At 68.4% G+C, this 24,845-nt stretch carries 20 protein-coding genes and 1 tRNA gene; 5 read left to right on the plus strand and 16 right to left on the minus strand.

The genetic code is table 11. From position 1 onward, the window contains the following. Nucleotides 1–13: 13 nt before the first annotated feature. Nucleotides 14–2,782, minus strand: a complete 2,769-nt coding sequence (locus tag ABW16_RS14065) for a helix-turn-helix transcriptional regulator (protein ID WP_047319805.1) — start codon at nucleotides 2,780–2,782, stop codon at nucleotides 14–16. 310 nt (nucleotides 2,783–3,092) lie between these two features. Continuing rightward, the gene (locus tag ABW16_RS26910; protein WP_052956915.1) at nucleotides 3,093–5,387 is read right to left on the minus strand and encodes a hypothetical protein; all 2,295 of its coding nucleotides are present in this window, start codon (nucleotides 5,385–5,387) and stop codon (nucleotides 3,093–3,095) included. A gap of 293 nt (nucleotides 5,388–5,680) precedes the next feature. On the opposite strand from ABW16_RS26910, the gene glpK reads away from it, so the two are divergent. Then, nucleotides 5,681–7,198, plus strand: a complete 1,518-nt coding sequence (glpK, locus tag ABW16_RS14075; protein WP_047319878.1) for a glycerol kinase GlpK — start codon at nucleotides 5,681–5,683, stop codon at nucleotides 7,196–7,198. A gap of 2 nt (nucleotides 7,199–7,200) precedes the next feature. After that, on the plus strand, nucleotides 7,201–7,929 hold the full coding sequence (locus ABW16_RS14080; protein WP_047319806.1) for an HNH endonuclease family protein: 729 nt from the start codon (nucleotides 7,201–7,203) through the stop codon (nucleotides 7,927–7,929). A gap of 3 nt (nucleotides 7,930–7,932) precedes the next feature. Here ABW16_RS14080 and ABW16_RS14085 read toward each other — a convergent pair whose 3' ends face one another. Continuing rightward, entirely contained in the window at nucleotides 7,933–8,712 is a 780-nt protein-coding gene (locus ABW16_RS14085) for a PadR family transcriptional regulator (protein WP_047319807.1), read from the minus strand. A 99-nt stretch (nucleotides 8,713–8,811) separates the two neighbouring features. Then, the gene (locus tag ABW16_RS14090) at nucleotides 8,812–9,642 is read right to left on the minus strand and encodes an RDD family protein (RefSeq protein WP_047319808.1); all 831 of its coding nucleotides are present in this window, start codon (nucleotides 9,640–9,642) and stop codon (nucleotides 8,812–8,814) included. Nucleotides 9,643–9,666: 24 nt separating this feature from the next. On the opposite strand from ABW16_RS14090, the gene ABW16_RS14095 reads away from it, so the two are divergent. Then, the gene (locus ABW16_RS14095; protein WP_047319809.1) at nucleotides 9,667–10,659 is read left to right on the plus strand and encodes a stage II sporulation protein M; all 993 of its coding nucleotides are present in this window, start codon (nucleotides 9,667–9,669) and stop codon (nucleotides 10,657–10,659) included. Between the two features lie 79 nt (nucleotides 10,660–10,738). Here ABW16_RS14095 and ABW16_RS14100 read toward each other — a convergent pair whose 3' ends face one another. Genes ABW16_RS14100 through ABW16_RS14120 form a run of 5 tightly spaced genes read right to left on the minus strand, consistent with a single transcriptional unit; the run spans nucleotide 10,739 to nucleotide 16,010 of the window. Further along, nucleotides 10,739–12,058: a DUF58 domain-containing protein gene (locus tag ABW16_RS14100; RefSeq protein ID WP_047319810.1), complete on the minus strand. Its 1,320-nt coding sequence runs from the start codon at nucleotides 12,056–12,058 to the stop codon at nucleotides 10,739–10,741. After that, nucleotides 12,055–13,032 (minus strand): AAA family ATPase, encoded by a 978-nt coding sequence (locus ABW16_RS14105; protein ID WP_047319811.1) that lies wholly within the window; start codon nucleotides 13,030–13,032, stop codon nucleotides 12,055–12,057. The genes ABW16_RS14100 and ABW16_RS14105 overlap by 4 nt, the downstream gene beginning before the upstream one ends. Continuing rightward, the gene (locus tag ABW16_RS14110; protein WP_047319812.1) at nucleotides 13,029–14,138 is read right to left on the minus strand and encodes a DUF4350 domain-containing protein; all 1,110 of its coding nucleotides are present in this window, start codon (nucleotides 14,136–14,138) and stop codon (nucleotides 13,029–13,031) included. The genes ABW16_RS14105 and ABW16_RS14110 overlap by 4 nt, the downstream gene beginning before the upstream one ends. Next, nucleotides 14,135–14,743, minus strand: a complete 609-nt coding sequence (locus ABW16_RS14115) for a DUF4129 domain-containing protein (protein WP_047319813.1) — start codon at nucleotides 14,741–14,743, stop codon at nucleotides 14,135–14,137. The genes ABW16_RS14110 and ABW16_RS14115 overlap by 4 nt, the downstream gene beginning before the upstream one ends. A 10-nt stretch (nucleotides 14,744–14,753) precedes the next feature. Next, entirely contained in the window at nucleotides 14,754–16,010 is a 1,257-nt protein-coding gene (locus ABW16_RS14120; protein ID WP_047319814.1) for a membrane protein, read from the minus strand. A gap of 25 nt (nucleotides 16,011–16,035) precedes the next feature. Between ABW16_RS14120 and ABW16_RS14125 the strand changes: the two genes are divergently transcribed. Continuing rightward, on the plus strand, nucleotides 16,036–16,500 hold the full coding sequence (locus ABW16_RS14125; RefSeq protein WP_047319815.1) for a GatB/YqeY domain-containing protein: 465 nt from the start codon (nucleotides 16,036–16,038) through the stop codon (nucleotides 16,498–16,500). Here ABW16_RS14125 and ABW16_RS14130 read toward each other — a convergent pair. From ABW16_RS14130 to ponA2, 5 genes are all read right to left on the minus strand, one after another. Further along, nucleotides 16,497–16,898 carry a hypothetical protein gene (locus ABW16_RS14130; RefSeq protein WP_052956916.1) on the minus strand — a complete coding sequence of 134 codons (402 nt, stop codon included), beginning with the start codon at nucleotides 16,896–16,898 and terminating at the stop codon, nucleotides 16,497–16,499. The two genes, ABW16_RS14125 and ABW16_RS14130, sit on opposite strands and share 4 nt — an antisense overlap. 83 nt (nucleotides 16,899–16,981) lie before the next feature. Continuing rightward, nucleotides 16,982–17,055, minus strand: a tRNA-Pro gene (locus tag ABW16_RS14135). Nucleotides 17,056–17,361: 306 nt separating this feature from the next. Beyond that, nucleotides 17,362–18,474: an L-cysteine desulfhydrase Cds1 gene (gene cds1, locus ABW16_RS14140; RefSeq protein WP_047319817.1), complete on the minus strand. Its 1,113-nt coding sequence runs from the start codon at nucleotides 18,472–18,474 to the stop codon at nucleotides 17,362–17,364. After that, complete coding sequence (locus tag ABW16_RS14145) at nucleotides 18,471–19,436, minus strand: metallophosphoesterase (protein WP_047319818.1); 966 nt, start codon at nucleotides 19,434–19,436, stop codon at nucleotides 18,471–18,473. Before ABW16_RS14145 ends, cds1 begins: the two co-directional genes overlap by 4 nt. 38 nt (nucleotides 19,437–19,474) lie before the next feature. Beyond that, complete coding sequence (gene ponA2, locus ABW16_RS14150) at nucleotides 19,475–21,895, minus strand: transglycosylase/D,D-transpeptidase PonA2 (protein ID WP_047319819.1); 2,421 nt, start codon at nucleotides 21,893–21,895, stop codon at nucleotides 19,475–19,477. A 374-nt stretch (nucleotides 21,896–22,269) separates the two neighbouring features. On the opposite strand from ponA2, the gene ABW16_RS14155 reads away from it, so the two are divergent. Then, nucleotides 22,270–22,614 (plus strand): WhiB family transcriptional regulator, encoded by a 345-nt coding sequence (locus ABW16_RS14155; RefSeq protein ID WP_047319820.1) that lies wholly within the window; start codon nucleotides 22,270–22,272, stop codon nucleotides 22,612–22,614. Nucleotides 22,615–22,645: 31 nt separating this feature from the next. Here ABW16_RS14155 and ABW16_RS14160 read toward each other — a convergent pair whose 3' ends face one another. Both ABW16_RS14160 and ABW16_RS14165 read right to left on the minus strand, forming a co-directional pair. Further along, nucleotides 22,646–23,803, minus strand: a complete 1,158-nt coding sequence (locus ABW16_RS14160) for an ArsA family ATPase (RefSeq protein ID WP_047319821.1) — start codon at nucleotides 23,801–23,803, stop codon at nucleotides 22,646–22,648. After that, complete coding sequence (locus ABW16_RS14165) at nucleotides 23,800–24,822, minus strand: ArsA family ATPase (RefSeq protein WP_047319822.1); 1,023 nt, start codon at nucleotides 24,820–24,822, stop codon at nucleotides 23,800–23,802. Before ABW16_RS14165 ends, ABW16_RS14160 begins: the two co-directional genes overlap by 4 nt. Nucleotides 24,823–24,845 lie beyond the last annotated feature (23 nt).

A 24,845-nucleotide genomic window follows, 5' to 3' on the forward strand; every position in this document is an offset into this window, starting at 1 on the left:
ATCAGGGTTTTACCTACTCTTTGGGTACTGGGTCCGCGTCCGTACATGTGAGTGCCTGGTAGAGCTCGGCGCGCGAGCGGATGGCCAGTTTGTGGTAGATCCGGCTGAGGTTGACCTCGACGGTCTTGGGGCTGATGAACATGGCAGCGGCTATTTCGCGGTTGGTCATCCCGGCCACGGCGAGTTCGGCAACGCGTTCTTCGGAATCGCTGAGTCCTGCGGTGGTGCGGCGTCCGCCGGGCGTGGCCCTGGCCAGCTCGGCCTTGGCGCGATCGTTCCACAGGTTCGCGCCGAGTCGCTCGAAAGTCTGCTGGGCTTCCTGCAATGTTGCTGTGCTCGTGTCGCGTTGGCGCAGGCGACGCTGTAGCTGGCCGAGCAGCAGCTGGGTGCGGGCCATTTCAAAGGGCATTGGCAGGCGGTGGTGTTCGGTCATGGCGAGCTCGACTGCTGCGATGGCTGCGCCACGGTCACCGCGTGCGGCCAACAGCATCGCTCGGCAACGCAGTCCCACGGCCAGCATCCAGGCGCGATCGAGGCGATGGCCGTTGCGTTCCAGCGCGTCGATCAACGGCTCGGCGTCATCGAGGCGACCTAGCCGGATCAGCGCCTCTGCCGCGTCAGGCAGGAAGAGAGCACCGACGATCTCGGTTGAATGCGGAGACTCTGCGAACACCGCCAATAGGGGTTTCAGAGTGTCAAGCGCCGCTTCGTATTTGCCCAGCGATACCTCTAAGAAGCCCAATGCGGTGATAGTCCACTGAAGCACCCGGTATGTCCCGCTGGAATGGCTGGATGCCAGCGCGTCAGCGACGCCTTGTCTGGCCGCAGACTCTCGGCCGGCATAGACGTCCAGCCACGCGCGCGCGGTGAGCGCCGCGATATGCGAAAGTTCGCTGCCCAGTTGCAGTGCTATTTCTGTGGTCTGCTCTGCGAGCTGAGCAGCCTCTGCGATGTTTCCGAGCCAGAAGTCGACCAGGAAGCTGTGGAAGGCGACGAAGATGAGCTCGTCATCTTCGCCGTTCTCAATGGCTTGCCGTCTGATGGACAGCAGCTGCGCGCGAGCGAGTTCGAGCTGACCGGTGAACGCCAACAGCAGTGAGTTCTGCACCTGCGGCCGCAACGGCATCAGCGCATGGGGCTGGCCACCGACCAACGCCAGTGCCCTTGCCATCGTGGCATCGTCGAAGCCGTCGCCGCGAAGAAAGTGCATCAGGGTGCGCATGCTCAGCGCTTGGCTCAGAGCGTGCGGTTCCCCGAGCTGCTCGGCATGGGCCACTGCGTCTTCGGCAGCCAGCACAGCCTCGTGCAGTCGGCCCGCGTTGAAAAGCGCATACGACAGCGTCACCGATACCTGGACTCGAAGATCGATCCTGTCGCCAACCTCATCGAGTGCGCGCTGCAACAAATCGGTGGCCTCTACAAAACCGTCGTCGTAGAGGCGAATGATCGCCAGCTGGCTCAAGGCTTCCGCGCGCAGATTTCCGGGTGACAGTCGTTCGAGGTTCGCCTCCAGCAGCTCACGGGCGCTCTGCCGATCGCCGGCCAAGAAATAGTAATGGGCAGAACGGATTCGACGCTCAGGTATGTCCCCGCCCAGGCCGATCGCCAGCTCCAGCAGTTCGGCCGCAGCGGCGGGAGCGCCCCTGGTGTGTGCGATCTCGGCAGCATCGTCGAGAGCGCCCAGGGTTTGCGGTTCGCCGGTTGGGTCGGCCAATGCGAGGTGGCGCGCACGAAGTTCGGGCTCAGCGACCAATTCAGCTAGGCGGCTGTGCATTTCGCGTCGGCGCCGCGATGTGGCACCACTGTAGACGCCGTGCGCCAGGATGGGGTGGGTGAACTGGATTCGGTTTCCCTCGATGGCCACCACCGCTTGGGTTTCGGCATCTGCGAGCGACTCGACAAGACGGCCGGGTGTGGTATGGACAGCCTGGGCCACCACCTGTACGGTCGGATCAGGCAGGCTGGCTATCGCGAGCAGGGCGTCCTCAACATCGGTGCCGAGGCGGCCCACCCGCGCGTTGACCAGATCGCTGAGGCTGCTGGGCAAGGCCAACGCAGCAGTGCGCTTGGTGCCGATTTCGCGGGCCAGTTCCAATGCGAAAAATGGATTTCCACCGGCGATCGCGTGAATCCGAAGCAGCGTGGGACGGTCGGCCCTGACGCTGAGCCGATGCGCGATAACCTGCTGTAATTCTCCAACCGTCAACGGGTGCATGCGAATTCGGTACACATCATTGGGTCTGGGGAGCTGTATCCGTGATGTCACATCCGAGGTGCGCGTGGTGCAGACCAGCGCTGCGCCCTCAGGAAGCCTTCGCGCTGCGGACGCCACAACATTGGCGCTGGAGGTGTCGAGCCACTGAAGGTCATCGATGGCGATCAGCACCGGGCCTTGCTCAACGAGCCGGCCGATAACTGCGACGAAAGCCGCTGCTACCGCTCGCGTGTCGGCCTTGCGCGCGCCGCGGCGGTTGCGTAACAGCGCCGCGTCCAAGCCCTGCTGCTGCGGTGCGGGAAGGTCCGCCCAGATCGCGTCGTCGACGTCATTGAGCAGATCGGAAAGCGCCGTATAGGCCAGCACCGATTCGGCCGCAGCCGCCCGGGTGGTGAGTACCCGGAATCCACGCTCACGGGCACGGGCCGCAGCATCCAGCCACAGCGTCGTCTTACCGATACCCGGGTCGCCCTCAATGATCAGAGCGCATGGCCGGCGAAGCGCCGTGTCGAGGAATTCGACCAGCGCGTGATCTTCGGCTCGCCGACTGACGATTCGTTTTGCCATTGCCGGGCCGCGGCTCAAGTGGTGATGGGTCGCCGGCGCACCGGACTCATCGCGCGACGCTCCGGCGGCGCCTCATCGTGGCGCTGCCTGTTCCGGCATTCCCGCCGAAGATGCACGGCTAGATGGTACTTTGCGGGACTTTCTCTCAGCAAACACCCAGCGACCTGTGCGGATAGCCGGATGAAGCTGACAATCAGGCCAGTGGCCTGGGATTATATGACCTCGCCAGCAGTAGGTCCGATAACCGACGAACTCCGACTGGCAACGCAGTGGAACGGTGTTGGGACAGCGGGTGAGCGGACTTCACACGCTAGTGGCCGAACAGGCCCTTGCCGCCGCCGCCGAACAATCCGCCGCCGCCTCCGCCGCCGAAGAGTCCGCCGCCACCGCGGTGTCCTCCGCCGCCGAACAGCCCACCGCCGCTGCCTCCACCGAACAGGCCACCGCCGGGCTTGCCGCCCCCGCCGAAGATGCCGCCGGGCTTGCCGCCGCCGCCGAACATGCCGCCACCGAGGTTGGGCATGGAGGGGGCGCTCGGTGCGGGCAGCGAGGGCAGCGACGGTGCCTGGGGCGCCGGAAGCGATGGCAGCGAGGGCGCTTGGGGTGGGGTGAACGCCGGCAGCGACGGCGCCTGGGGTGGGGTGAACGCCGGCAGCGAGGGCGCCTGAGGTGCGGGTAGTGACGGCATGACCGGCGCCTGGGGAACCGGAAGTCCGGCCGGAGGGCCTGAATTCGGCAGCTGGATCGGCAGATTCGGCAGTTGGATTCCCGGGTTGGGGTTGACTGCGGGTGCGTCGGGAACCTTGACCGGCAGCTCAGGCAGCTGAATGCCCGGGTTGGGGTTGACGGCGGGAAGTTCCGGGACCTGAACCGGTGGATCCGGCACTTTCACCACCGGGGGGTTCGGGTTGATCACCGGGAGGTCAGGTTTGACGACCGGGGGATTGGGCTTGATCACCGGGGGATCTGGTTTGACCACCGGGGGATTCGGCTTGATCACCGGCGGAATGGGTTTGATCACCGGGGGATTGGGCTTGACGACCGGGGGATCGGGGAGCTCGACCGGCGGGTTCGGCTGCACTACCGGCGGGTGCGGCTTGACGATCGGCGGAATGGGTTTCACGACCGGGGGATTGGGGAGCTCGACCGGCGGCTTCGGATTGACCACGGGAGGGTCGGGCTTGACCACCGGCGGAGCAGGGGCCGCCGGCTTCTTCCCGGGCAACCCCAACAGGAATGACAGATCAGGCAACCCCGCAAGGACGGGCCGGTGTGGGGCCGGCCGCGGAAGCGGCGCCACGACGAAGGGCGATGGGGCGTGCGCCGCCGGGGGTTGCAGGGGCAACGGCGGGCCGAAGACCGGGGCGGGAACAAACAGTGGCCCAGTGCCTGCCCCGGCCGCCAGCGGCACCGGTGCCGGCAGAGCGGGCGCCGGGGCTCCCACCGGCACCGCCGCCGGGAGATCGGGCGCCGAGGGGAGGTTCAACGGCGGCAGCGGTATCGAGTCCGCAGGTACCTGCCCCATCACCGGCGGTTGTCCCCCGGACGGCTCCGTGGCGGGCACCTGAAGGTTCGGAGCCCGGTGGGGGATGGTCAACGCTCGCCCCAATTCCGGACGCAACGCGACCAGGTTGGGGGTGATGTCCAGCGTCATGGCCACCATCAGCGCCGAGGCCGCAGCGAAGGTGGCCGACGCCAGCGCCGCACCGGCCACCAGCAACGGGCGCCGGGGCGGCTGACCCACCGGGGCGAAGATCTCGGTGGCTGCTTCGGCCTCGTCGTCGGGCACCGCGCTGTAGGCCAGATCGTCGGCTCCGAGACCGGGGTCGAAGCCGGGGATGTCGTAGTAGCAGGGGCCTAAAGCGCCGGATGCGGGTTCTTGCGTATAGGCCAGCGCGGCGGACTCCGCGTCGACGCCGACCAGGCGGGCAGACGCCAGTGCCGCACCCCGGGCCAGGGCGGCGTGCGGCTCCGCGGGCTCACACACCTCGGGGTCGACCGTCGCCTCCAGCCGCGGCCGCAGCGCGGTCGAATCGCCCTCGGAGCAGATCAGGAACAGTCCGTCCGGAGACGTCTCGGCGGCGTTGAGCCGATCGGCGACGGTGTCGACCGCGGCGGTGGCGTCGCCGTTATCGAGGGCTTGACGAAAGATCCGGGTGATGGTGCCGTCGGTGCAGTCCACCATGGCCAGCGTCGCGGTCGCCGACTCGACGGACAGCAGCCCCATCTGGTCACAGCCGACCGTCTGCCCCAGGTTGTGGGCCAGGCTTGCCGCCGCGAGCACCGGAGAGACAAGGGCTACGTTTTCCAGGCCCTCGAGGGCGCCGCTGGAAAGCCGTGAACTCACTGCCGCCGCGTCGAGGGGATCCGTCACCGTCACTCCGGTCGAGACCAGGTGCAGACCCGCTGAGTCCGCGGCGTCGCGGGCCCGCAGGATCGCCGCGATCAACGCGTCGACGGCGGCGAACTCGACGGAGTCGTCGGTCGGCACGTCAATGCTGCGCTCTTCCAGCGTGACGCCGTCCCCGCGTTCTCCGCAGACCAGCACGGTGTGGATGGTGGTGGGTTCGCTCGACGCAAGTGCCACACCGAGGACGACGTCCATTGCTCCTCCGATTCAGTTCTGACCTGCACGCGGTCGGCCACGGCGGCTTGTGGGGGCAAAGACATCGGCGGCGTTCCGACACCGTTTGTTCACCATCACGAGATCTACTCGCAATACATCGAAATATGCGCCCGAGTGAATGAATAGCGTCTGATGGCTTCGTGAAGAATGTCTAATTTTGTGGACTGACCCGTTCGGGGCGTCGGATCCGCCGTGTAGCGCCACCCCGATCGGACCAGGTGGGCCATGATGGACGCGGCACCGACCGGCACCGGTATGGACAGGAGTCAGACTTGGCCGATTTCGTCGCGTCGATCGACCAGGGCACCACCAGCACTCGCTGCATCATCTTCGACCATGACGGTGCGGAGGTGGGCCGCCATCAGCTCGAACACGAACAGATCCTGCCGCGAGCCGGCTGGGTGGAACACGATCCGTTCGAATTGTGGAACCACACCGCGGCCGTGCTGGTCTCAGCGCTCAACACCACCAAGCTCCACGCTTCCGACCTGGCGGCGCTGGGCATCGCCAACCAGCGCGAAACGACGGTGGTGTGGAACCGCAAGACCGGCCAGCCCTACCACAATGCGATCGTCTGGCAGGACACCCGAACCGACGCCATCGCGGCGGCCCTGGAGCGCGACGGCCACGGTGAGGTGATCCGGCGCAAGGCGGGCTTGCCGCCGGCCACCTATTTCTCCGGCGGCAAGCTGCAGTGGATTCTGGACAACGTCGAGGGTGTGCGCGCCGACGCCGAGCGCGGCGACGCGCTGTTCGGCACCTGCGACAGCTGGGTGCTGTGGAACCTGACCGGCGGGCCACGCGGCGGCGTGCACCTGACCGACGTCACCAATGCCAGCCGCACCATGCTGATGAACCTCGAGACCCTGGACTGGGACGACGAACTTCTGGCGTTGTTCTCGATCCCGCGGGCAATGCTGCCGCGCATCACGGCGTCGTCGACGCGACGCCGGCATGCGGTCACCACGAGTACCGGGCCGTTGCGCGGCGAGGTGCCGATCGCCGGCATCCTGGGCGACCAGCAGAGCGCGATGGTCGGCCAGGTGTGTTTGTCGGCGGGCGAGGCGAAGAACACCTACGGCACCGGAAACTTCTTGCTGCTCAACACCGGTGAGCAGATCGTCCGCTCCAACAACGGATTGTTGACCACGGTCTGCTACCAGTTCGGCGATGCCAAGCCGGTGTATGCGCTGGAGGGCTCGATCGCGGTCACCGGTTCCGCGGTGCAGTGGTTGCGCGACCAGCTGGGCATCATCAGCGGCGCCACGCAGGTCGAGAGCCTGGCCCGCCAGGTCTCCGACAACGGCGGGATGTACTTCGTGCCGGCGTTCTCCGGTTTGTTCGCGCCCTACTGGCGTTCGGATGCGCGCGGCGCGATCGTGGGGTTGTCCCGCTTCAACACCAACGCACATCTGGCCCGCGCCACGTTGGAGGCGATCTGCTACCAGAGCCGAGATGTGGCCGAGGCGATGGAAGCCGATTCCGGTGTGCACCTTGGTGTTTTGAAGGTCGACGGCGGTATCACCGCCAACGCCCTGTGTATGCAGATCCAGGCCGACGTGCTCGGGGTCGACGTGGTCAAGCCGGTGGTGGCCGAAACCACCGCTCTCGGGGCGGCGTATGCGGCCGGACTGGGTGTCGGGTTCTGGAAGGGGCCCGACGATCTTCGTGCCAATTGGCGCGAAGACAAGCGCTGGACCCCGAACTGGTCGGATGAGCAGCGGGCCGAAGGCTATGCCGGGTGGCGAAAGGCCGTGCAGCGCACGCTGGACTGGGTCGAGCTGCCCTGAGAATGGCCGCACGCAGACGGGTGTTGCCCGGGGCGCTGGTTGCGCTGGTCGTGGTGGCGGCCGTCGGCTGGGCGTGGTGGCAGTACGACGGTCGGTTTTCGCAGCCGTCGGGTCCCTCGCCGACTCCGGCGCCGCCGACGCCCGGCGCGGCGCCGCTCGACCCTGGTTATGACGATGCCCGCCGCATGCTCGAAGCGCTCCCGGTCAAGGGCTGGGACCGCGAGCAGGATTTCAAGCGCTACCGGTTCGGTGAGCGGTGGAGCGACGATGTCGATGTCGAATTCGGCCACAACGGCTGCAACACCCGCGACGACATCCTGCGTCGCGACCTGACCCAGATCGAACTTCGACGGGGCACCTGCCTGGTGCAGCGCGGCGTCCTGCACGACCCGTACTCCGGGGAGACCATCACGTTCGTCCGTGGACCGGAGACATCCGAAGCCGTGCAGGTCGACCATCTCGTGTCGTTGGCCGATGCCTGGTACAAGGGAGCGCGGTCCTGGGACGATCGGCGTCGCCGCGATTTCGCCAACGATCCGCGCAACCTGCTCGCGGTCAGCGCACAAGCCAACTTTGACAAAGCATTCCGCGACGCCGCCGGCTGGCTGCCGGCGAACGCCGCGTTCGAATGCGAATTCGTCGCCCGTCAGATCGCGGTCAAAACCGCCTACGGACTGTGGGTTTCATCCAACGAGAAGACCGCGATGCATCGGGTTCTTCGGCGCTGTTGACCCTTACTCGGTCTCGCCGAGGATCCCGTAGATTTCCTTGCGGGCGCTGTTGATGATGTCGACGATGCGCTGCTGCTGTTCGGGCGTGGCGGCCTGGCCGGCCTGCGCGACCGCGCCGAACAGCTGACCCGTCGCGGTGCGCAGGTTGAGCTGCCCCGGGTCGGCGCCGTCGGTGATCTGCTCCCACGGCGGGGTCTCGATCGTCTCGGCGACGCCACGTCCTTCTTCGGTCAATTCGAAAAGGCGTTTCTTGCCGTCGGTTTCGCTGGCGGTGATCAGTCCCTCATCGACCAGCATCTGCAAGGTCGGGTAGACCGATCCGGGGCTGGGACGCCACAGTTGTTGGCTGCGTTCGGCGATCTGCTGAATGATCTCGTAGCCGTGCATCGGGCCCTCGGCCAGCAGCGCCAGGATGGCGAGCCGCACGTCGCCGCGCCGGCCGCGATTGCCGCGCCGGTGCCCACGGTGCCCGCCCGGACCGAAGCCGAAGCCGAAGCCGGGGCCGCCGGGACCGAAACCAGGTCCGAACCCCGGACCGAATCCGTGCCGGAAATCCGGGCCGAACCCGGGTCCGGCGGCCTCGTGGCCGGCACCGAAGCCAAACGGGGCGCAATGGTCGGCGGCGTGGTCGCGCAGCTGCCTGCGAAACTCGCGCCGGGCCTGCCGACGCGCGATGTGGGCGGCGCGGCGCTGATGCGGCGTCGCCGGGCCGAAACCGAAACCGACGGGGTGTTCGGCATCGTCTGTGAAGGGTCCGCCGGGCGGACCGAAGGGGATATTCATGCGTACCTCATTGCTCTCGATGGGGAGCGTCTTTCACTCCCGATACGTTGACGATATATCGGGAACTATCGGAATGCAACACCGTGTTGCGCGGAGGGTTCAGCCCGGGGGGAAGAACCCGCCCGCATTCGGTGGCGGCCACGGCGCCGGAGGCGGCGGGAAATACGGTCCGGGCGGCACGGCCTGAAACCGCGCCAGCTCGCGTTGATGCCGTTCGGCCAGCACCGCGGCCAACACCAGTTCGGGTGGGGCATCCGGGGGCGGTGGCGGTGAGATGTGCGCCAGCACGTCACCGGAGATCCGGTAGGCCATCATCTGCCGGGTGTGCGGGTCGAGCTGTGCGGCTCGGGCCAGGAATTGCCTTGCCAGCTCCGCGGACTCGGCGCGCAGGCCCGACAACTGCAAGCTCGACGCCCACCAGGCCAGCCCGGGCGGCATCATCGGCGGCGGAGTCAAAGCCGGCGCGCGTTCGCTGATCACCACCGTGCCGGCGAAGATGTCGCCCAGGCGTTTTCCGCGCGGTGACAGCAGGCTGCAGATCACCGCTGGGCTGCCGGTCAGGCCCCAGATTTCGATAACCGAGGCCAGCGCCCGAAAGAGTGCCTGCCGGAAGCGTTCCGGGCCGCCGTCATCGGAAACCACCCGCAGTCCCATCGCCATCTTGCCCAGCGACCGGCCCCGGGTGAGCGTCTCCATGGTGACCGGGTAGCCGACCAGCAGCAGCACGGCGAAGATGATCATGATTGCCGTGGTCAACGCGTCGTCGAACCGGCCGAGAGTGGTGGCCCACAGCACGATCGCGCACAGGTAACCGACCATTACGACGGTGATGTCGATCAGCGCGCTCACCGCGCGCACCGGCAGCTGCGCGATCGCGATGTCGAGGACGACGGCGTCGCCGGTCACCAGCTCGGGGCTGCGGTTGGGCATAGCTCAGACGCTACGCTCGGCGACGTGGATGTCGACGCCTTCGTGCTGACCCACCGACCGACCTGGGAGCGGCTGGAGTCACTGGTCAAGAATCGGCGACGGCTCACCGGCGCTGAGGTCGACGAATTGGTGGACCTGTATCAGCGGGTGTCCACTCACCTGTCGGTGGTGCGCTCGTCGTCGTCGGATGCAGCGCTCATCGGCCGACTTTCCGCCCTGGTGGCACGGGCGCGTGCCGCCGTCACCGGCGCCCATGCGCCGTTGGCCTCGGAGTTCGTCCGGTTCGTGACGGTGTCGTTTCCGGTAGTCGCCTACCGGGCCTGGCGGTGGTGGCTGGGCACCGCCGCGGTGTTCCTGGCGGTGTCGGCGGTCATCGCCTGCTGGGTGGCCGGCAACCCCGATGTGCAGGCGGTGATCGGCACCCCCGCGGAGATCGACCGGCTGGTCAACCACGACTTCGCCGCCTACTACAGCGATCACCCGGCCGGGTCGTTCGCCCTGCAGGTCTGGGTGAACAACGCCTGGGTGGCCGCCCGCGCCATTGCGTTCTCGGTGCTGCTGGGCCTGCCGATCCCGGCGCTGTTGTTCTCCAACGCGGCCAACCTCGGATTGGGTCTCGGGCTGATGTTCCACGCCGGCCGGGGCGGATTCATGCTGGGACTGCTTGCCCCGCACGGACTGCTGGAGTTGACGGCGGTGTTCCTGGCCGGCGCGGTGGGCATGCGACTGGGCTGGACGGTGATCGCACCGGGGGATCGGTCCCGCGGACAGGCGCTCGCCGAACAGGGCCGGGCCGTCGTCGCGGTGGCCGTGGGGTTGGTCGTGGTGCTCGCCGTGGCCGGGCTGCTCGAGGCGATGGTGACCCCGTCGTCCCTGCCGACCTGGCTGCGGATCGGCATCGGCGTCGTGGTCGAGGCGGCGTTTCTGGCCTACGTGGTGTACTTCGGGCGCAAGGCGGTGGCCGCCGACGAGACCGGTGACATCGCCGATGCCCCCGACGTCATCCCCACCGGTTAGCCCCGCACCCCGCGAGCGCGCGTGTCTGCACGGCGCCACGCCGCTAATCGTGACATTCCGTGCACGCTCGCGGCCGGGGTCAGAGCCGTCCGGCGGCCTTCATCGCCAGATAGGCGTCGGCCAGTGCCGGCGCCAGGTCCTCGGGTGGGGCGTCGATCACCTGCACGCCGCTGCGTCGCAACCGGGCCGCCATCGCGCGGCGGTCATTGCGGGCCCGCTCGGCGGCGCCCGCGTCGTAGACCGCGGCCGCGTCGCCGCGTCCGTGTGCCAGTCGTTCCACCCGCGGATCGGCGACCGCGGCCAGGATCACCTGGTGTTCTGCAGTCAGTTTCGGCAACACCGGCAGCAGGCCTTCCTCCAGGGCGGAGGCGTTGAGATCGGTCAACAGCACCACCAGGTTCTGTCGGCGTGCCCGCCGCGACAAGGTGGCCACCATCGCCGCGGCGTCGGACTCGACCAGCGCCGGCTGCAGCGGCGCCATCGCGTCCACCAGCTGAGCGAACAGCCGGGTCCGCGACGCCCCGAACACCCCGGCCCGGGCCACCTGGTCATGGGCGAGCAGATCGACGTGGTCGCCGGCGCGTAATGCCAACGCCGCCAGCAATAGTGCGGCATCCATCGACCAATCCAGCCGGGGCCAGCCTGCGGGGTCACGTGCGGTGGGGTCGACCCCGATCCGGCCGGCCGCGGTGCGGCCGGTGTCGAGCACGATGACCACCCGCCGGTCACGCTCGGGCCGCCAAGTCCGCACCACCACCTCGGAACGCCGCGCGGTGGCCCGCCAGTCGATCGAGCGCACATCATCGCCGACGACGTATTCGCGCAGCGAGTCGAACTCGCTGCCCTGACCGCGCACCAGCGCCGGAAGATTCCCGTCGACCTCCCTCAGTCGGGCCAGGCGTGCCGGCAGGTGCCGGCGGGACAAGAACGGCGGGAGTACCCGCACGTGCCCGGGCACCTGCCTGGATCGCTGCCGCCCGGCCAGCCCCAGCGGCCCGATCGAGCGCACGGTGACCCGGGCGGCCCGCTGGTCGCCGCGGCGGATCGGTCGTAGCTCGGTGACCACCCGGGATTGCTGGCCGGCCGCCAACTCCAGCGGATGGGAGCGCGGTGCGGCGCAGGCGCTGGGCGGCCAGGCGTCACGAAGCTGCCCGCGGAATCGTCGGCCGCCGTTGCCGATCCACAACGTGGTCGTCAACGTCTGGCCGAGCCGTACCGCGGTGTCCATGGACCGCTCGATGCGCAGCGTTGCGGGATCTGTCGTCAACGCGACGTCGAGCACCACCGCCAGGATCAGCCCGGCCAGCAGCACCGCGAACGCCGCCGCCGGCCAGGGGGCCAGCGTGACCGGCACGGCGCAGAGCAGTGCGATCAGTGCGGCGCGACCCGTCAGAATCACCAGCGCGGCACCGGAACCGAGGCCAAGATGCTGTCGAGAACCCCGTCGGCGGTAGCACCTTCGAGGTCGGCCTCCGGGCGCAACATCACCCGGTGCCGCAGCGTGGAGCGGGCCATCGCCTTGACGTCGTCAGGCGTGACGTAATTGCGCCCGGACAGCCACGCCCACGACCGCGACGTGGCCAGCAACGCGGTCGCGCCACGGGGCGAGACACCCAGTTGCAGGGCGGGCGAGCGCCGGGTCGCCGCGACCACGTCGACGATGTAACCCAGTACCTGGTCGGCCACCAGCACCTGGCGCACCGCGGCGCGGCCGGCGGCCAACTCCTGTGCGCCGGCCACCTCGGCCACCGCGGACAGGTCGTGCGGGTCGAAGCCCTGCGCATGCCGGGACAAGATGTCGATCTCGGCCTCGCGCACCGGCAGTGGCACGGTCAGCTTGAGCAGGAACCGGTCGAGCTGGGCCTCCGGCAGCCGGTAGGTGCCCTCGTACTCGATGGGGTTGGCGGTGGCGGCGACGATGAACGGGTCGGGCAGCGGCTTGGCCGCGCCGTCGACGCTGACCTGCCCTTCCTCCATCGCCTCCAGCAGCGCCGCCTGGGTTTTGGGTGGGGTGCGATTGATCTCGTCGGCCAGCAGCAGGTTGGTGAAGACCGGTCCCGGCCGGAACACGAACTCCGCGGTGTGGGTGTCGTAGACCAGCGAGCCGGTGATGTCACCGGGCATCAGGTCGGGGGTGAACTGGACCCGTTTGAAGTCCAGCCGCAACGCGGCGCTCAGAGTTCGGACCAGCAGTGTTTTCGCAACGCCCGGAACACCTTCGAGCAGCACGTGGCCGCGGCACAACAGTGCGATCACCAGGCCGCTGACCACCGCGTCCTGGCCGACCACGACCTTGGCGACTTCGTTGCGCAACGCCAGCAACGCGTCACGGGCTGCGGCCGCCGCCGGATTCTCTGCGGGAGTGTGAGTCACGAGTGGGTGACCTGCCTTTCGATGTCGTCGAGTGCACGGGCCAGAGCGACCAGGGCGTCGTCGGAGTCCGGAGGTGTCCCGAACAGCAAGTGCCACAACCAGTCCGGGTGTGCCCCAGTCCGCGCCGACACTGCCGCGACCAGCTCGGGCGGCTTCGGTCCCGGGCCCAACCCCAGGCGTGGAGCCAGTCGGCGCAGGGCCGCGGCGCGCAGGGCGGCGGCGGCTCTGTCGCGGGCCCGGTGGGAGCGGTAGAGCCGGCCGAGGCCCTCGACCGTCTCCGATGCGCGGACGACGACGGGCAATTGCTCGGCCACCAGGGGGCCGAGCCGGCGGCCCTTCCACAGCGCGGCCAGTGCCAGTGCCACACACAGCTGCCAGAACAGCCATCGGACGTTCGGCGGGATCAGTCCGGCTATCGCCGCCTTTCCCGCCTTTGCGCCTTGAATATGTTGGGGCGCGTACCAGATCAGGCGTCCTGAAGTCCCGGCGAGGTTCATCGCCAGCGCGGCGTTACCCTCCCGGGCCAGGTCGGCGTTGGTCATAAAGGTCTCGCTGCCGATCACGGTGATGGTGCGCGAGCCGTCGCGATAGCGCACCAAGGCGCCGTCGTAGCAGCTGGCCGCAGAATGGCCTTGGGTCACAACGTAGGTCGCGGTGGTGCGCAGGTCGACCGGTCCGGCTCGTTGGGCCTCGCGCAGGCCGCAGCCGGGCTGGCGGGTGAACGCGCGTACGGGGCCGGACCGCACCCGGGGTGCCAGAGCCCTGCGGGCCAGGGCGTCCGGTGCCACCAGCAGCAGGTCGCCGGGCAGGCCGGCCAGCCGGTTCATCAGCTCACTGCCGGCGATGCGCGGGGTCTGGGCCACCAGCACCAGGGTGTCGGGACGCGCCTCGCGGGCCACGTCATCGACGGTGCCGGCGGGCACGACCTCGACCCCGCGGTGACGCAGCAGCGCCACGAGCGCGTGTGCGCCCTCGGGTCCGGTGGCATTCGGATCCATCCGGCCGCCCGGTCGTGGGGTGGTCAGGTAGGCGCCCACCGCCGAAACCGCCACGATCACAGCCAGGGCCACGGCGACCCACAGCCACGTCCGCCGGATGGCCGTCACCGGTACTGCCGAGCCTGCGTCGTGGCCCCCACCCGCTCGTCGAGGTCCGCGACGATCCGATATCCCTCCGGGGTGGCGGGCAGCTCGCCGTAGCTGACATCGTTGAACGTCTCGGCGGCCCTGAACAGTTCACCGGCCAAGACGGGCAGCGCCGCGCCGGCATCGCGGGCCAGTTCGGTGGCGGTACGGCCCGTGGCGGGAAGCAAGACCCCGGTCTCCTCGAGTTGACGAGCCACTGCTCGCAGCCGGTGCCGGATCGCCGCGCCCCAATCTCCCGATGCCGCGTGGCGCTGCGCGGCGGCACGGTGTTCGGTGGCGCTGAGTTGTGTTGCGCCGTATAACGGGTCGCCGCGGTGGCCGTCGTGCAGCATCCGGCGGCTGACGTGCACGGCGGCCACCACGGCCGCCGCAAGGACGATCAGCAACACGCTGATGGTGAACCATCCGCCGGGCAACTCCGAACCTTTGAGCACCAACCGCCGCACCAGCGTCTCGATGAAGTCGAGGAACTGTTGCTTGGGCGACGGCCGCGGGTACATCGGTTTGGCCAGCTCGCGTTCGGCCGCCTCGCGGGCGGCTTCGCGGTCGATGTCGACGGTGGGCACCCGGTGGTCCTTACCCCGGGGGCCGGGTCAGCCAGAGGTTGTCGGTCCAGCCGCCGACGTACGGTCCACCGGTCGCGCCGGTTCGCAGCACCAGGTCGAATGCCTCGCCCCGGATGCGCCGGTCGGTGTACAGCAGCACCGACACACCGGCGGTGAAGGGCAGCACGATGATCTGGGCAATCGTCGCGCCGATTCGGGAGAACAGGCTCAACTGCGCGCCGCCGGTCAGGGCGTCCGCGCCGTGGGTGACCACCATCCCGAAGATGTTGAACGGAAACGCCACCGCGCTGCTGATCAGGGAGACGATCAGGGCGGTCAGCGCCATGATGCCCAGCACCCGCCAGAAACTGTTGCGCACCAAGTAGAACGACCGGCGCATCGCCTCGAACACCGGTTGGCGCTCCAGCACGATCACCGTCGGCGCGAAGACCAGCACCGTATAGCCGTAGGCCAACGCTGCGATCAGCGCCGGTACCAACGGCACGGCGATCAACACAGCGGCGCCGGTGCCGCCCGCTCCGTCGGCGAAGGCGATGATGGCCGCCGCGAAGCCACACAGCACCACCGCGCCCAAACCGATCAGGGCGGTCAGGCCGACCAGCGAGCCGAAGCGGTCGCGCACGATCGCCCAGGCTTCGGCGATGGAGATCGGCGACCCGAACACCGCGCGCCCGACCACGACGGTCAGCAGGCCGGTCAACACGATGGTGCCGAGCGCAGTCACGATGGCCGCGCCGGCGGAACCGGTCAGCCACGCCGCCACGTCACCGCCGGAGAGCTCCGAGGACGACCTACCCGGACCCGACGGGCCGAGCGCCGACAGCAGGCCGAACTGGGCGATCCCACTGATGATCTGAGTAGCCACCACGACCACGGCGGTGAGCCCCAGCACGGTCTTCGGGTTGGCCCGGATGTAACCGACGGCGCCGTTGTAGATGTCGGTCAGGCTCAGCGGGCGCAGCGCAATGATGCCGGGCTTGACTTCAGGCTGCGGGTATCCCGGAGGTGGGCCGTATCCCGGTGGCGGTGGGCCGTAGCCGGGCGGGGGACCGTAGCCGGCAGGCGGTGGGCCGTAACCCATCGGCGGCGCGCCGTAGCCGGGCGGTGGGCCGTAGCCGGGCGGCGGTGCGCCGTAGCCCGGTGCTGGGGGTCCGTAGCCGGGCGGGGGGCCGTAGCCCGGAGGTGGCGGGCCATAGCCGGGCGGTGGGCCGTAGCCGGGCGGCGGAAAACCAGGCCCGGGGTAGCCGGGCGGAGGCGGATTCACCATGTGGCTGAGCGTAGCGTTATGGGGCATGGCGGAACTCAAATCCCAGTTGCGTGCGGATCTGACGGCGGCAATGAAGGCGCAGGACAAGCTGCGCACGGCGACCCTGCGAATGTTGTTGGCGGCGATCCAGGCCGAAGAGGTCGCCGGCAAACAGGCCCGGGAACTGACCGACGAGGACGTCCTCAAGGTGCTGGCGCGCGAGGCCCGCAAGCGTGCGGAGTCCGCGACCATCTACACCCAGAACGGCCGGGGTGACCTCGCCGCCGAAGAACACGCCGAGGCCCGGATCATCGACGAGTATCTTCCGGCGCCACTCAGCGACGCCGAATTGGCTGACGTCGTCGACACCGCGCTGGCGCAGGTGGCCGAGGCGATCGGGGAGCGGCCGCACATGAAGCACATGGGCCAGGTGATGAAGGCCGCCACCGCGATCGCCGCGGGTAAGGCCGATGGGTCTCGGCTGTCGGCCGCGGTCCGGGAACGGCTCTAGGAGCCGGTCGCCGGCAACTGCCAGCCCGTGAGCGCGGCGATGAAGCCGTCGGGGTCGGTGACGCTGACGTAGAGGCGCCGGACGGGCTTGTTGAACCAGCCGGCCGTCGGCGCCTTCGTCGGCTTGACGCCGTGGGTCAGCAAGATTTCGACCACGCCGTGCCGGGATCCGTTGACGAGCCAGCCATTACACGCCTGATGAACCCCCCAGCCCCACATGCGTTCCGGCGCGGGCCGGGCGGATTCGATGTTGTTCACCGCGATGTCGATGGCGAAGGCCCAGCCGCTGCGGACTTGCAGCAGCCCGTCAGCCACCCGGATGCTCGCCCGCCCGGGACCCAGGCCCAGCACGGTCGCCAGTGGTCGGTACCACCGGTCGTAGCGCATGGGGAAGTCCACGGGAGACATTGTCTACCGCCGAGACAGCCGGTGGACCGGATTGGCGAAACCGCGGGTCAAGGCCCGTTGAACTGCAAAAACTGTCGGGGTGGCGGGATTCGAACCCACGACCTCTTCGTCCCGAACGAAGCACGCTACCAAGCTGCGCCACACCCCGTGTGAAGCCACGACAGCGTATCGCACCTGCCCGCCGGTCACCCAAACGGCTGGTGACAGCGCCCGGCTGAGACCCCTGCGCCCCACCCCGAGGCCCAGCTCACTAGTCCCCGGGAGCATGAAACTCCCCACATTCCGGCGTGGGGACTTCGCAAACATAGGCGGACTTAGGCAGACTGGCTAACAAGGTTTAGTGCAAAGGGAGTCAAATCATGACGCTGTTAGGCGGAGCGGTGTATGCCGGTTTCTTCGCTCTGGCTGCGGTGTGGCTTGCAGCCACCAACCCCGACGCAGCCGAAGAGCGGGCTCAGGCGAACGCGAACCGGCAGGACCTCTCGAACTCGGCCAATACTGCCGCCGGGCCCGTCGGGTCCAGCCCCTGCTGCGCCAGCCAGTCGTCGTTGTAGTAGGTGTCGGCGTAGCGGTCGCCGCTGTCGGCCAGCACGGTGACCACCGACCCGCTGCGCCCATCGGCGACCATCTCGGCCAGTAGCCCAAACGCTCCCCAGACATTGGTGCCGGTCGAAGCACCCACCCGACGGCCCAAGACCGCGCTGACGTGCCGCGCGGTGGCCACCGAGGCGGCATCGGGCACGGTCACCATCCGGTCCACCACGTCGGGCAGGAACGACGGTTCCACCCGCGGTCGGCCGATGCCCTCGATCCGCGACGACTCCTCGACCACCACGTCGTAGCGGCACTGCGAGTAGGCCGGATAGAAGGCCGAGTTCTCCGGGTCGACCACGCACAACCGGCTCGCGTGCCGGCGATACCGGATGTAGCGGCCGATCGTCGCGCTGGTGCCGCCGGTACCGGCCCCCACCACGATCCAATCCGGGATCGGATGGGCCTCGTCGCGCATCTGGGAGAACATCGACTCGGCGATGTTGTTGTTGCCGCGCCAGTCGGTGGCCCGCTCGGCGTTGGTGAACTGATCCAGGTAATGCCCGCCGGTGTCGGCGGCGATCCGCTCCGCCTCGGCGTACACATCGGCCGAATGCTCCACGAAATGGCAGCGCCCGCCCTGCGCCTCGATCAGCGCCACCTTCGACGCACTGGTCGATGCCGGCATCACCGCGACGAACGGCAGCCCCAGCAGCGCGGCGAAATACGCCTCGGAGACCGCGGTGGAGCCCGACGACGCCTCGACCACCGTGGTGCCCTCGGCGATCCGGCCGTTGCACAACGCGTAGAGGAACAGTGAGCGGGCCAGCCGGTGCTTGAGGCTGCCGGTGATGTGGGTGGTCTCGTCTTTGAGGTACAGCGCCACGTGAAGACCCGAGCCCTCGTCCGCCCATGCGGGCAGCGGGTAACGCAGCAGATGGGTGTCGGCGCTGCGCCGTGCGTCGGCTTCGATCAGCCGGATCGCGTTGTCGGCCCAGCGCCGTGGATGCCCGTGGTCGGCGATCCGCCCAGTCAACGGGCCGACACGGAGGGCTGGGTCGAGCCGCGGGTGAGCTGAGAGTCATCACCGCCGGTCGGCGCCGCCACCAGAGTCAGCAGGCTGGCCTCGGGACGGCAGGCGAACCGCACCGGCGCGAACGGCGAGGTGCCGATCCCCGCCGAGACGTGCAGGCGCATGTGCGCGCCCCACTGCGAGGGCCCCTTGACCCGGGAGCGATCCAGCCCGCAGTTGGTCACCAGTGCGCCGTAGAACGGCACGCACAGCTGGCCGCCGTGGGTGTGGCCCGCCATCACCAACTGGTAGCCGTCGCCGGCGAACCGGTCCAGCACGCGCGGCTCCGGCGAATGGGTGAGCCCCAGGCGCAGATCGGCGGTCAGGTCGGCCGGACCGGCGATGGTGTCGTAGCGGTCCCGCTCGATGTGCGGGTCGTCGACGCCGGCCGCGGCGATCCGATGGCCGGCCACGTCGAATTCGCGACGGTTGTGGGTCAGATCCAGCCAGCCCCGCTCGGTGAACGCCGCGCGCAGGTCCTGCCAGGGCAGCGGGACGCCGTGCACGCGGTGCGTCGGCTTGGTCAGGTACTTCGCCGGGTTCTTCAGCCGCGGCCCGAAGTAGTCGTTGCTGCCGAACACGAACACTCCCGGCACCGAAAGCAGATCCCCCAGGGCCTGCACCACCGCCGGCACTGCCTTCGGATGCGCGAGATTGTCGCCGGTGTTGACCACCAGGTCCGGCTCCAAGCGCACCAGCTCCCGCAGCCAGGCCTGCTTGCGGCGCTGGCCGGGGCGCATGTGGATGTCGCTGATGTGCAGCACCCGCAGCGGTGACGAGCCGGGAGCCAGCACCGGCATCGTCGCCTCGCGCACCACAAACGCGTTGCGTTCGATGATCGCGCCGTAGCCGATAGCGAGAGCCGCCGGCCCGAGCACCGCCGAAGCGGCGACGACGGACCGGGTCAGGGCAGGTGAGGCAGCCATGGCGTTCAGACTACTGCGCCCGGACCCCGGCACCGCGATTACGGCGGCGGTGCCGGGGGCGGCAGCAGCGGAATGGTGATCGGTGGCAGCCCCGGAATCTCCACCACCGTCGAACCCACCGGGCCCATCGGCGGCAGACCGTCCGGTGGTGGTGGCGGTGGCGGCGGGATGCCGTTGCTGACCTCGATCGTGATGATCGAACCGGGAATGGTCTGCCCACCCGGTGAGGTGCCGACGACCGCCCCGGAACGGGCGCTGGAGTTGACCCAGTTCGGCTGGTCGGCGACCTGGAACCCGACTTCCTTGAGCCGTGCGCGGGCGGCGTCGACGTCCAGGCCGGTGACGCTGGGCACTCGTGAGTTGGGCCCGCCATCGACATACCGCGGATCGGTCGGCGGCATGACGACGTCGCCGAAGTCGGTGGCGATCGGCTTCATCGCCGCGAACCAGGTCCGGGCCGGCTCGTTGCCGCCGTAGAGGTCCCCGTCACCGCAGTGCCGCAGCGGGAACGAGCACAGGTCCGACGGCGAGCTGGAGTCGTCGAAGATGTAGTTGGCTGCCGCGTAGCGGTTGGTGAAGCCCAGAAAGCCCGACGAGCGGTGCGCCTCGGTGGTGCCGGTCTTGCCTGCCATCGGCAGATCCCAGCCCACCGAACCGGCGGCCGGTGCCGCGGTGCCGCCGCCTTGAATGTCCTTGCTCAAGGCGTTGGCCATGGTGTTCGCGAGCCCTTCGGGAACCACCCGCTCACAGGTCTCGGTGGTGACGGCCACCTCGTTGCCGTTGCGGTCGAAGACCTTGTCGATCGGGTTCGGCGGGCACCAGACCCCGCCGGAGGCCAAGGTGGCGGCAACGTTGGACAGCTCCAGCGCGTTGACCTCGATCGGGCCCAGGGTGAACGAGCCCAGGTTCTGCCGTTTGACGAAATCCGCCAGGCTCTCGTTGCTGTCCGGGTCGTAGTCGCGCGCGGTGCCCGGATCGGCGTAGGAACGCAAGCCCAGCTTGATCGCCATGTCCACGGTGCGGCCGACCCCGACCTGGGAGATCAGTTTCGCGAACGCGGTGTTGGGCGAGGTCGCCAGCGCGGTGGAGACGTTCATCGGTGACCGGTAGGGCGCGACGTTGACCACGCACCAGGTCTCCTTGGGGCAGCCCTTGGCGCCGCCTGAGCCCATGCCCTTGGTCTGGAACCGGCCGGGCACCTCGAGGTCGGCACTGATACCCATGCCCATCTCCAGCGCCGCGGCCACGGTGAATGTCTTGAAGATCGACCCGGCGCCGTCGCCGACCAGTGAGAACGGTTGCGGCCGCATGGTTTCGCCGAGGTCGGCATTGAGACCGTAGGTGCGGTTGCTGGCCATCGCCAGCACGGGGTGTGCGTCACTGCCGGGCTTGATCACACTCATCACGCTGGCGATGCCCTGCACGTTGGGGTTGGCGAAGCTGTCGATCGCCTCTTTGATCGGGGCCTGCACGTCGGGGTCCAGCGTGGTGTGGATGACGTAGCCGCCGCGGGCCACCTGTTCTTTGCTGATCCCCGCCCGCGTCAGGTATTCCTGCACGTAGTCGCAGAAGAAGGCCCGGTCGCCGGCGGCGATGCAGCCCCGCGGCAGCTCGTTGGGCTGCGGCAGGATGCCCAGTGGTTCCTGTTTGGCCGCTCGCAGCGCGTCGGCCTCGCCGGGGAGGTTTTCGATCATGGTGTCCAGCACCAGGTTCCGTCGCGCCAGCGCGCCCTCGGGATTGGTGTAGGGGTTCAGCGTGCTGGTCGACTGCACCATTCCGGCCAACAGGGCCGACTGCTGCCAGTTCAGGTCGGAGGCGTCGACGCCGAAGTAGGTCTGGGCGGCGTCCTGGATGCCGAACGAATTGTTGCCGAACGACACCAGGTTCAGGTAGCGGGTCAGGATCTGCGGCTTGGTGAAGGTCCGGTCGAGGGTGAGCGCCATCCGGATCTCCCGGAGCTTGCGCGCGGGGGTGGTCTCGATCGCGGCGCGCTTCTCGGCGTCGGTCTGGGCCAGCACCAGCAGTTGGTAGTTCTTGATGTACTGCTGCTCCAGCGTCGAGCCGCCGCGGGTGTCGATGTCCCCGGAGGCGTAGCCGGCCAGCCCGGTCAGCGTCCCCTTCCAGTCCACCCCGCTGTGCTCGGCGAACCGCTTGTCCTCGATGGAGACGATCGCCAGCTTCATCGTGTCGGCGATCTTGTCGCTGGGCACCTCGAACCGGCGCTGCGAGTACAACCACGCGATCGTGTTGCCCTTGGCGTCGACCATCGTCGACACCGCGGGCACATCACCGCTGACCAGCTGGGCCGATCCGTTGGCCACCACATCGGAGGCGCGGTTGGACATCAGGCCGACACCGCCGGCGACGGGGAACAGCAGCGCCGCGAGCAGGACGGCGGCGAGCAGACAACACCCGGCCAGTTTGAGCACAGTAGGGCCGGTCGGGGGACGCTCCGACATGGCTAACACACTAGCGGTGGTCGCAAGCGCGCCGGAGCCGGGCGAAGCGGGGCCACCGCCCATCAACCCCGGGCCGCTTAAATTGACGTGTACGTCAGAAAATATCGGGTTCACCCAGCGCCGCGCCGCTGATCGCGGCAAAGATCACGATCGGACTGCACGGTTGTCCCAAAAAAGTGCCGATCAACCTGTTGCGCAGACACCACCTGACCACCTAACTTGGACATCAAGTGCGATTCAGGTAACACTGATGAAGCGATGTGGCGTAGATCGCAGTATTGGGTCGGCGCCGATGTTGAATAGGTGGCTGCCGGGGCGGCCGGGACGGAGGATCGTCAGTGTCTGTTGCAGGGACAGCGGTTCACAACACCAGCATGCCAACGGCTTCAGCATCCCAAGCATCCCAAACCCCCCGAACCGTGCTGCGCGGCGTGCAGGACGAGGGCCGAATCGCCTGGGTTTCCAAGGCCGTATGCCGCGGCGCGGACCCCGACGAACTCTTCGTACGCGGTGCGGCACAACGCAAAGCCGCGGTGATCTGTCGGCACTGCCCGGTCGTGCTCGAATGTCTGGCCGACGCGCTGGACAACCGCGTCGAGTTCGGGGTGTGGGGCGGTATGACCGAGCGGCAACGCCGGGCACTGCTCAAGCAGCACCCCGAGGTGACCTCCTGGCGTGAGTACTTCGCCGCCCAGCGCAAGCAGCGTGACGCCGGCTGACGCCCGGCTGAGTCCCTCTTCGCTTCTACTTCTACTTCTGCGCCGTGAGTTGATCGGCGATCGCGCCGAGCGCCTCCAAATCGGAGACGTCGAACGGCAGTGACGGCACCCCGACGATAGGAACCCGCGGGTTGGCCCGGGTGAAACGCGACAGCAGTCGGATCTCGCGCTTGGCGGTAGCGCCGCGTTCGGCATGAATCTGCAGCGCCGCGATGGTGAGCGCCTTCGCCCCTTCGGGCAGCGATTCGCCGGTCTGGGGCTCCTGCAGCGTCTCGATCGCGTCGATGGCGCGCTCGATGGGCAGGTCGCACAACATCGGATGGGTGCGGTTGAGAATCAACCCGGCCAGCGGCATGTGTTCTTGGGAGAGTCGGTCGACGAAGAACGACGCCTCCCGTAACGCGTCGGGCTCGGCCGCCGACACCACCACGAACTGGGTGCCGCGGCGCTTGAGCAGGTCGTAGGTGCGGTCGGCCTTCTCCCGGAAACCGCCGAAGGTGGCATCGAGGGACTGCACGAAATTCGCTGCATCGGAAAGCATTTGAGAACCCAGCACGGTCGACAGGGCTTTCATTGCCAGGCCGAGCGCGCCGGCGACCAGTTTGCCGATGCCCCGACCGGGGCCCAGCAGCAACTTCCACAGCCGACTGTCCATGAAGCTGCCCAGCCGCTTCGGCGCGTCCAGGAAGTCCAGGGCGTTGCGCGACGGTGGGGTGTCGACCACCACCAGATCCCAGCGGTCCTCGGCGAGCAGCTGGCCGAGCTTCTCCATCGCCATGTACTCCTGCGTGCCGGACAGCGAGGTGGCCACCGTTTGGTAGAACTGGTTGCCCAGGATCGCCTCGGCTCGCTCCGGGCCGGAGTACTGCGTCACCATCTCGTCGAAGGTGCGGCGCATGTCGAGCATCATCGCGTGCAGCTCACCCGGCACTTCCGCGGGCAGCGGAACCCGCTGCGGGTGATTGCCCAGGTCGTCGATGCCCAGCGCCTGCGCCAGCCGACGGGCCGGGTCGATGGTCAGCACCACCACGGTGCGGCCGTATTCGGCGGCCCGCAGCGCCATCGACGCGGCGGTGGTGGTCTTGCCGACGCCGCCCGCGCCGCAACACACCACCACGCGGTTGGAGGTGTCGGCCAGGATCGCCGCCAAGTCCAGCGCCAGCGGCTTGCCGGTCGTATCGGGTGTCATCGAACCCCCTGTTGGCCGAGAATTTCCGAGAGCTCATAGAGGCTGCCGAGGTCGACACCGTCGGTGATCGTCGGCAGATGCAGGCGCGGCACATCCAACTGCTGCAGCTGCTCGGCCGTTTCGGTCCGGGCGCTGATGAGGGTGGCGTGCTGGATGGTTTCGGTCAGCAGACCTGCGAAGTCGTCGTCGGCCAGGGTGATCCCCGCCGCGGCCAGCCCGGCCCGGACCGCATCGGCGTCGACGACACCTTCGGCTGCCTTGGCCAGGTCGGCGGGATCCAGGTGAGCGGGGATGTCGCGGTTGACGATCACGCTGCCGATCGGCAGGTCCAGCTCGCGCAGCTCGTCGATGGCCTCCAGGGTCTCCTGCATCGGCAGGGCCTCCAGCAGTGTCACCAGGTGGATCGCGGTCTGATCGGAGTGCAGCAGCTTCACCACGCCGTCAGCCTGCGAGTGCACCGGGCCGCCCTTGGCCAATTGCGACACCGCCTTGGTGACGTCGAGGAACCGGGCGATCCGGCCGGTCGGCGGCGCATCCACCACGACCGCGTCGTAGACCGGCTTGTTGTTCTTGTCGGTCTGGATCACGTGGTACTTGATCTTGCCGGTGAGGATGACGTCGCGCAGGCCGGGCGCGATCGTGGTCGCGAACTCGACCGCCCCGACGCGCCGCATCGCCCGCCCGGCGATCCCCAGGTTGTAGAACAGGTCGAGGTATTCCAGGAACGCGGCCTCGATGTCCATGGCCAGCGCGTCGACCTGCCCACCGCCCTCGGCGGTCGCCACCTTGAGCGGATCGATGGGTAGCGGCGGCACGTCAAAGAGTTGCGCAATGCCTTGGCGCTCTTCGACTTCCACCAGCAGCACCCGGCGGCCTCCGGCCGCCAACGACAACGCCAGCGCGGCCGCCACCGTCGACTTGCCGGTACCGCCCTTGCCGGTCACGAAATGCAGCCGGGCCTTCGTCAATCGCGAAGGCCAGCCGAGAGCAGGCCCGCTGCTGGATGTGGCTGTCACCACTGCATGCTAACCAAGGGCTTGAG

It is taken from the genome of Mycolicibacter heraklionensis (assembly GCF_001021505.1).
GTDB classification, from domain to species: Bacteria; Actinomycetota; Actinomycetes; order Mycobacteriales; family Mycobacteriaceae; genus Mycobacterium; species Mycobacterium heraklionense.

Bases quoted from the DNA above. Each gene is read 5' to 3' on its own strand.
- ABW16_RS14065 (WP_047319805.1), bottom strand. From the start codon at position 2,782: ATGGCAAAACGAATCGTCAGTCGGCGAGCCGAAGATCACGCGCTGGTC.
- ABW16_RS26910 (WP_052956915.1), bottom strand. From the start codon at position 5,387: ATGGACGTCGTCCTCGGTGTGGCACTTGCGTCGAGCGAACCCACCACC.
- ABW16_RS14080 (WP_047319806.1), top strand. From the start codon at position 7,201: ATGGCCGCACGCAGACGGGTGTTGCCCGGGGCGCTGGTTGCGCTGGTC.
- ABW16_RS14085 (WP_047319807.1), bottom strand. From the start codon at position 8,712: ATGAATATCCCCTTCGGTCCGCCCGGCGGACCCTTCACAGACGATGCC.
- ABW16_RS14090 (WP_047319808.1), bottom strand. From the start codon at position 9,642: ATGCCCAACCGCAGCCCCGAGCTGGTGACCGGCGACGCCGTCGTCCTC.
- ABW16_RS14120 (WP_047319814.1), bottom strand. From the start codon at position 16,010: ATGGTGAATCCGCCTCCGCCCGGCTACCCCGGGCCTGGTTTTCCGCCG.
- ABW16_RS14125 (WP_047319815.1), top strand. From the start codon at position 16,036: ATGGCGGAACTCAAATCCCAGTTGCGTGCGGATCTGACGGCGGCAATG.
- ABW16_RS14145 (WP_047319818.1), bottom strand. From the start codon at position 19,436: ATGGCTGCCTCACCTGCCCTGACCCGGTCCGTCGTCGCCGCTTCGGCG.
- ponA2 (WP_047319819.1), bottom strand. From the start codon at position 21,895: ATGTCGGAGCGTCCCCCGACCGGCCCTACTGTGCTCAAACTGGCCGGG.
- ABW16_RS14155 (WP_047319820.1), top strand. From the start codon at position 22,270: ATGCCAACGGCTTCAGCATCCCAAGCATCCCAAACCCCCCGAACCGTG.
- ABW16_RS14160 (WP_047319821.1), bottom strand. From the start codon at position 23,803: ATGACACCCGATACGACCGGCAAGCCGCTGGCGCTGGACTTGGCGGCG.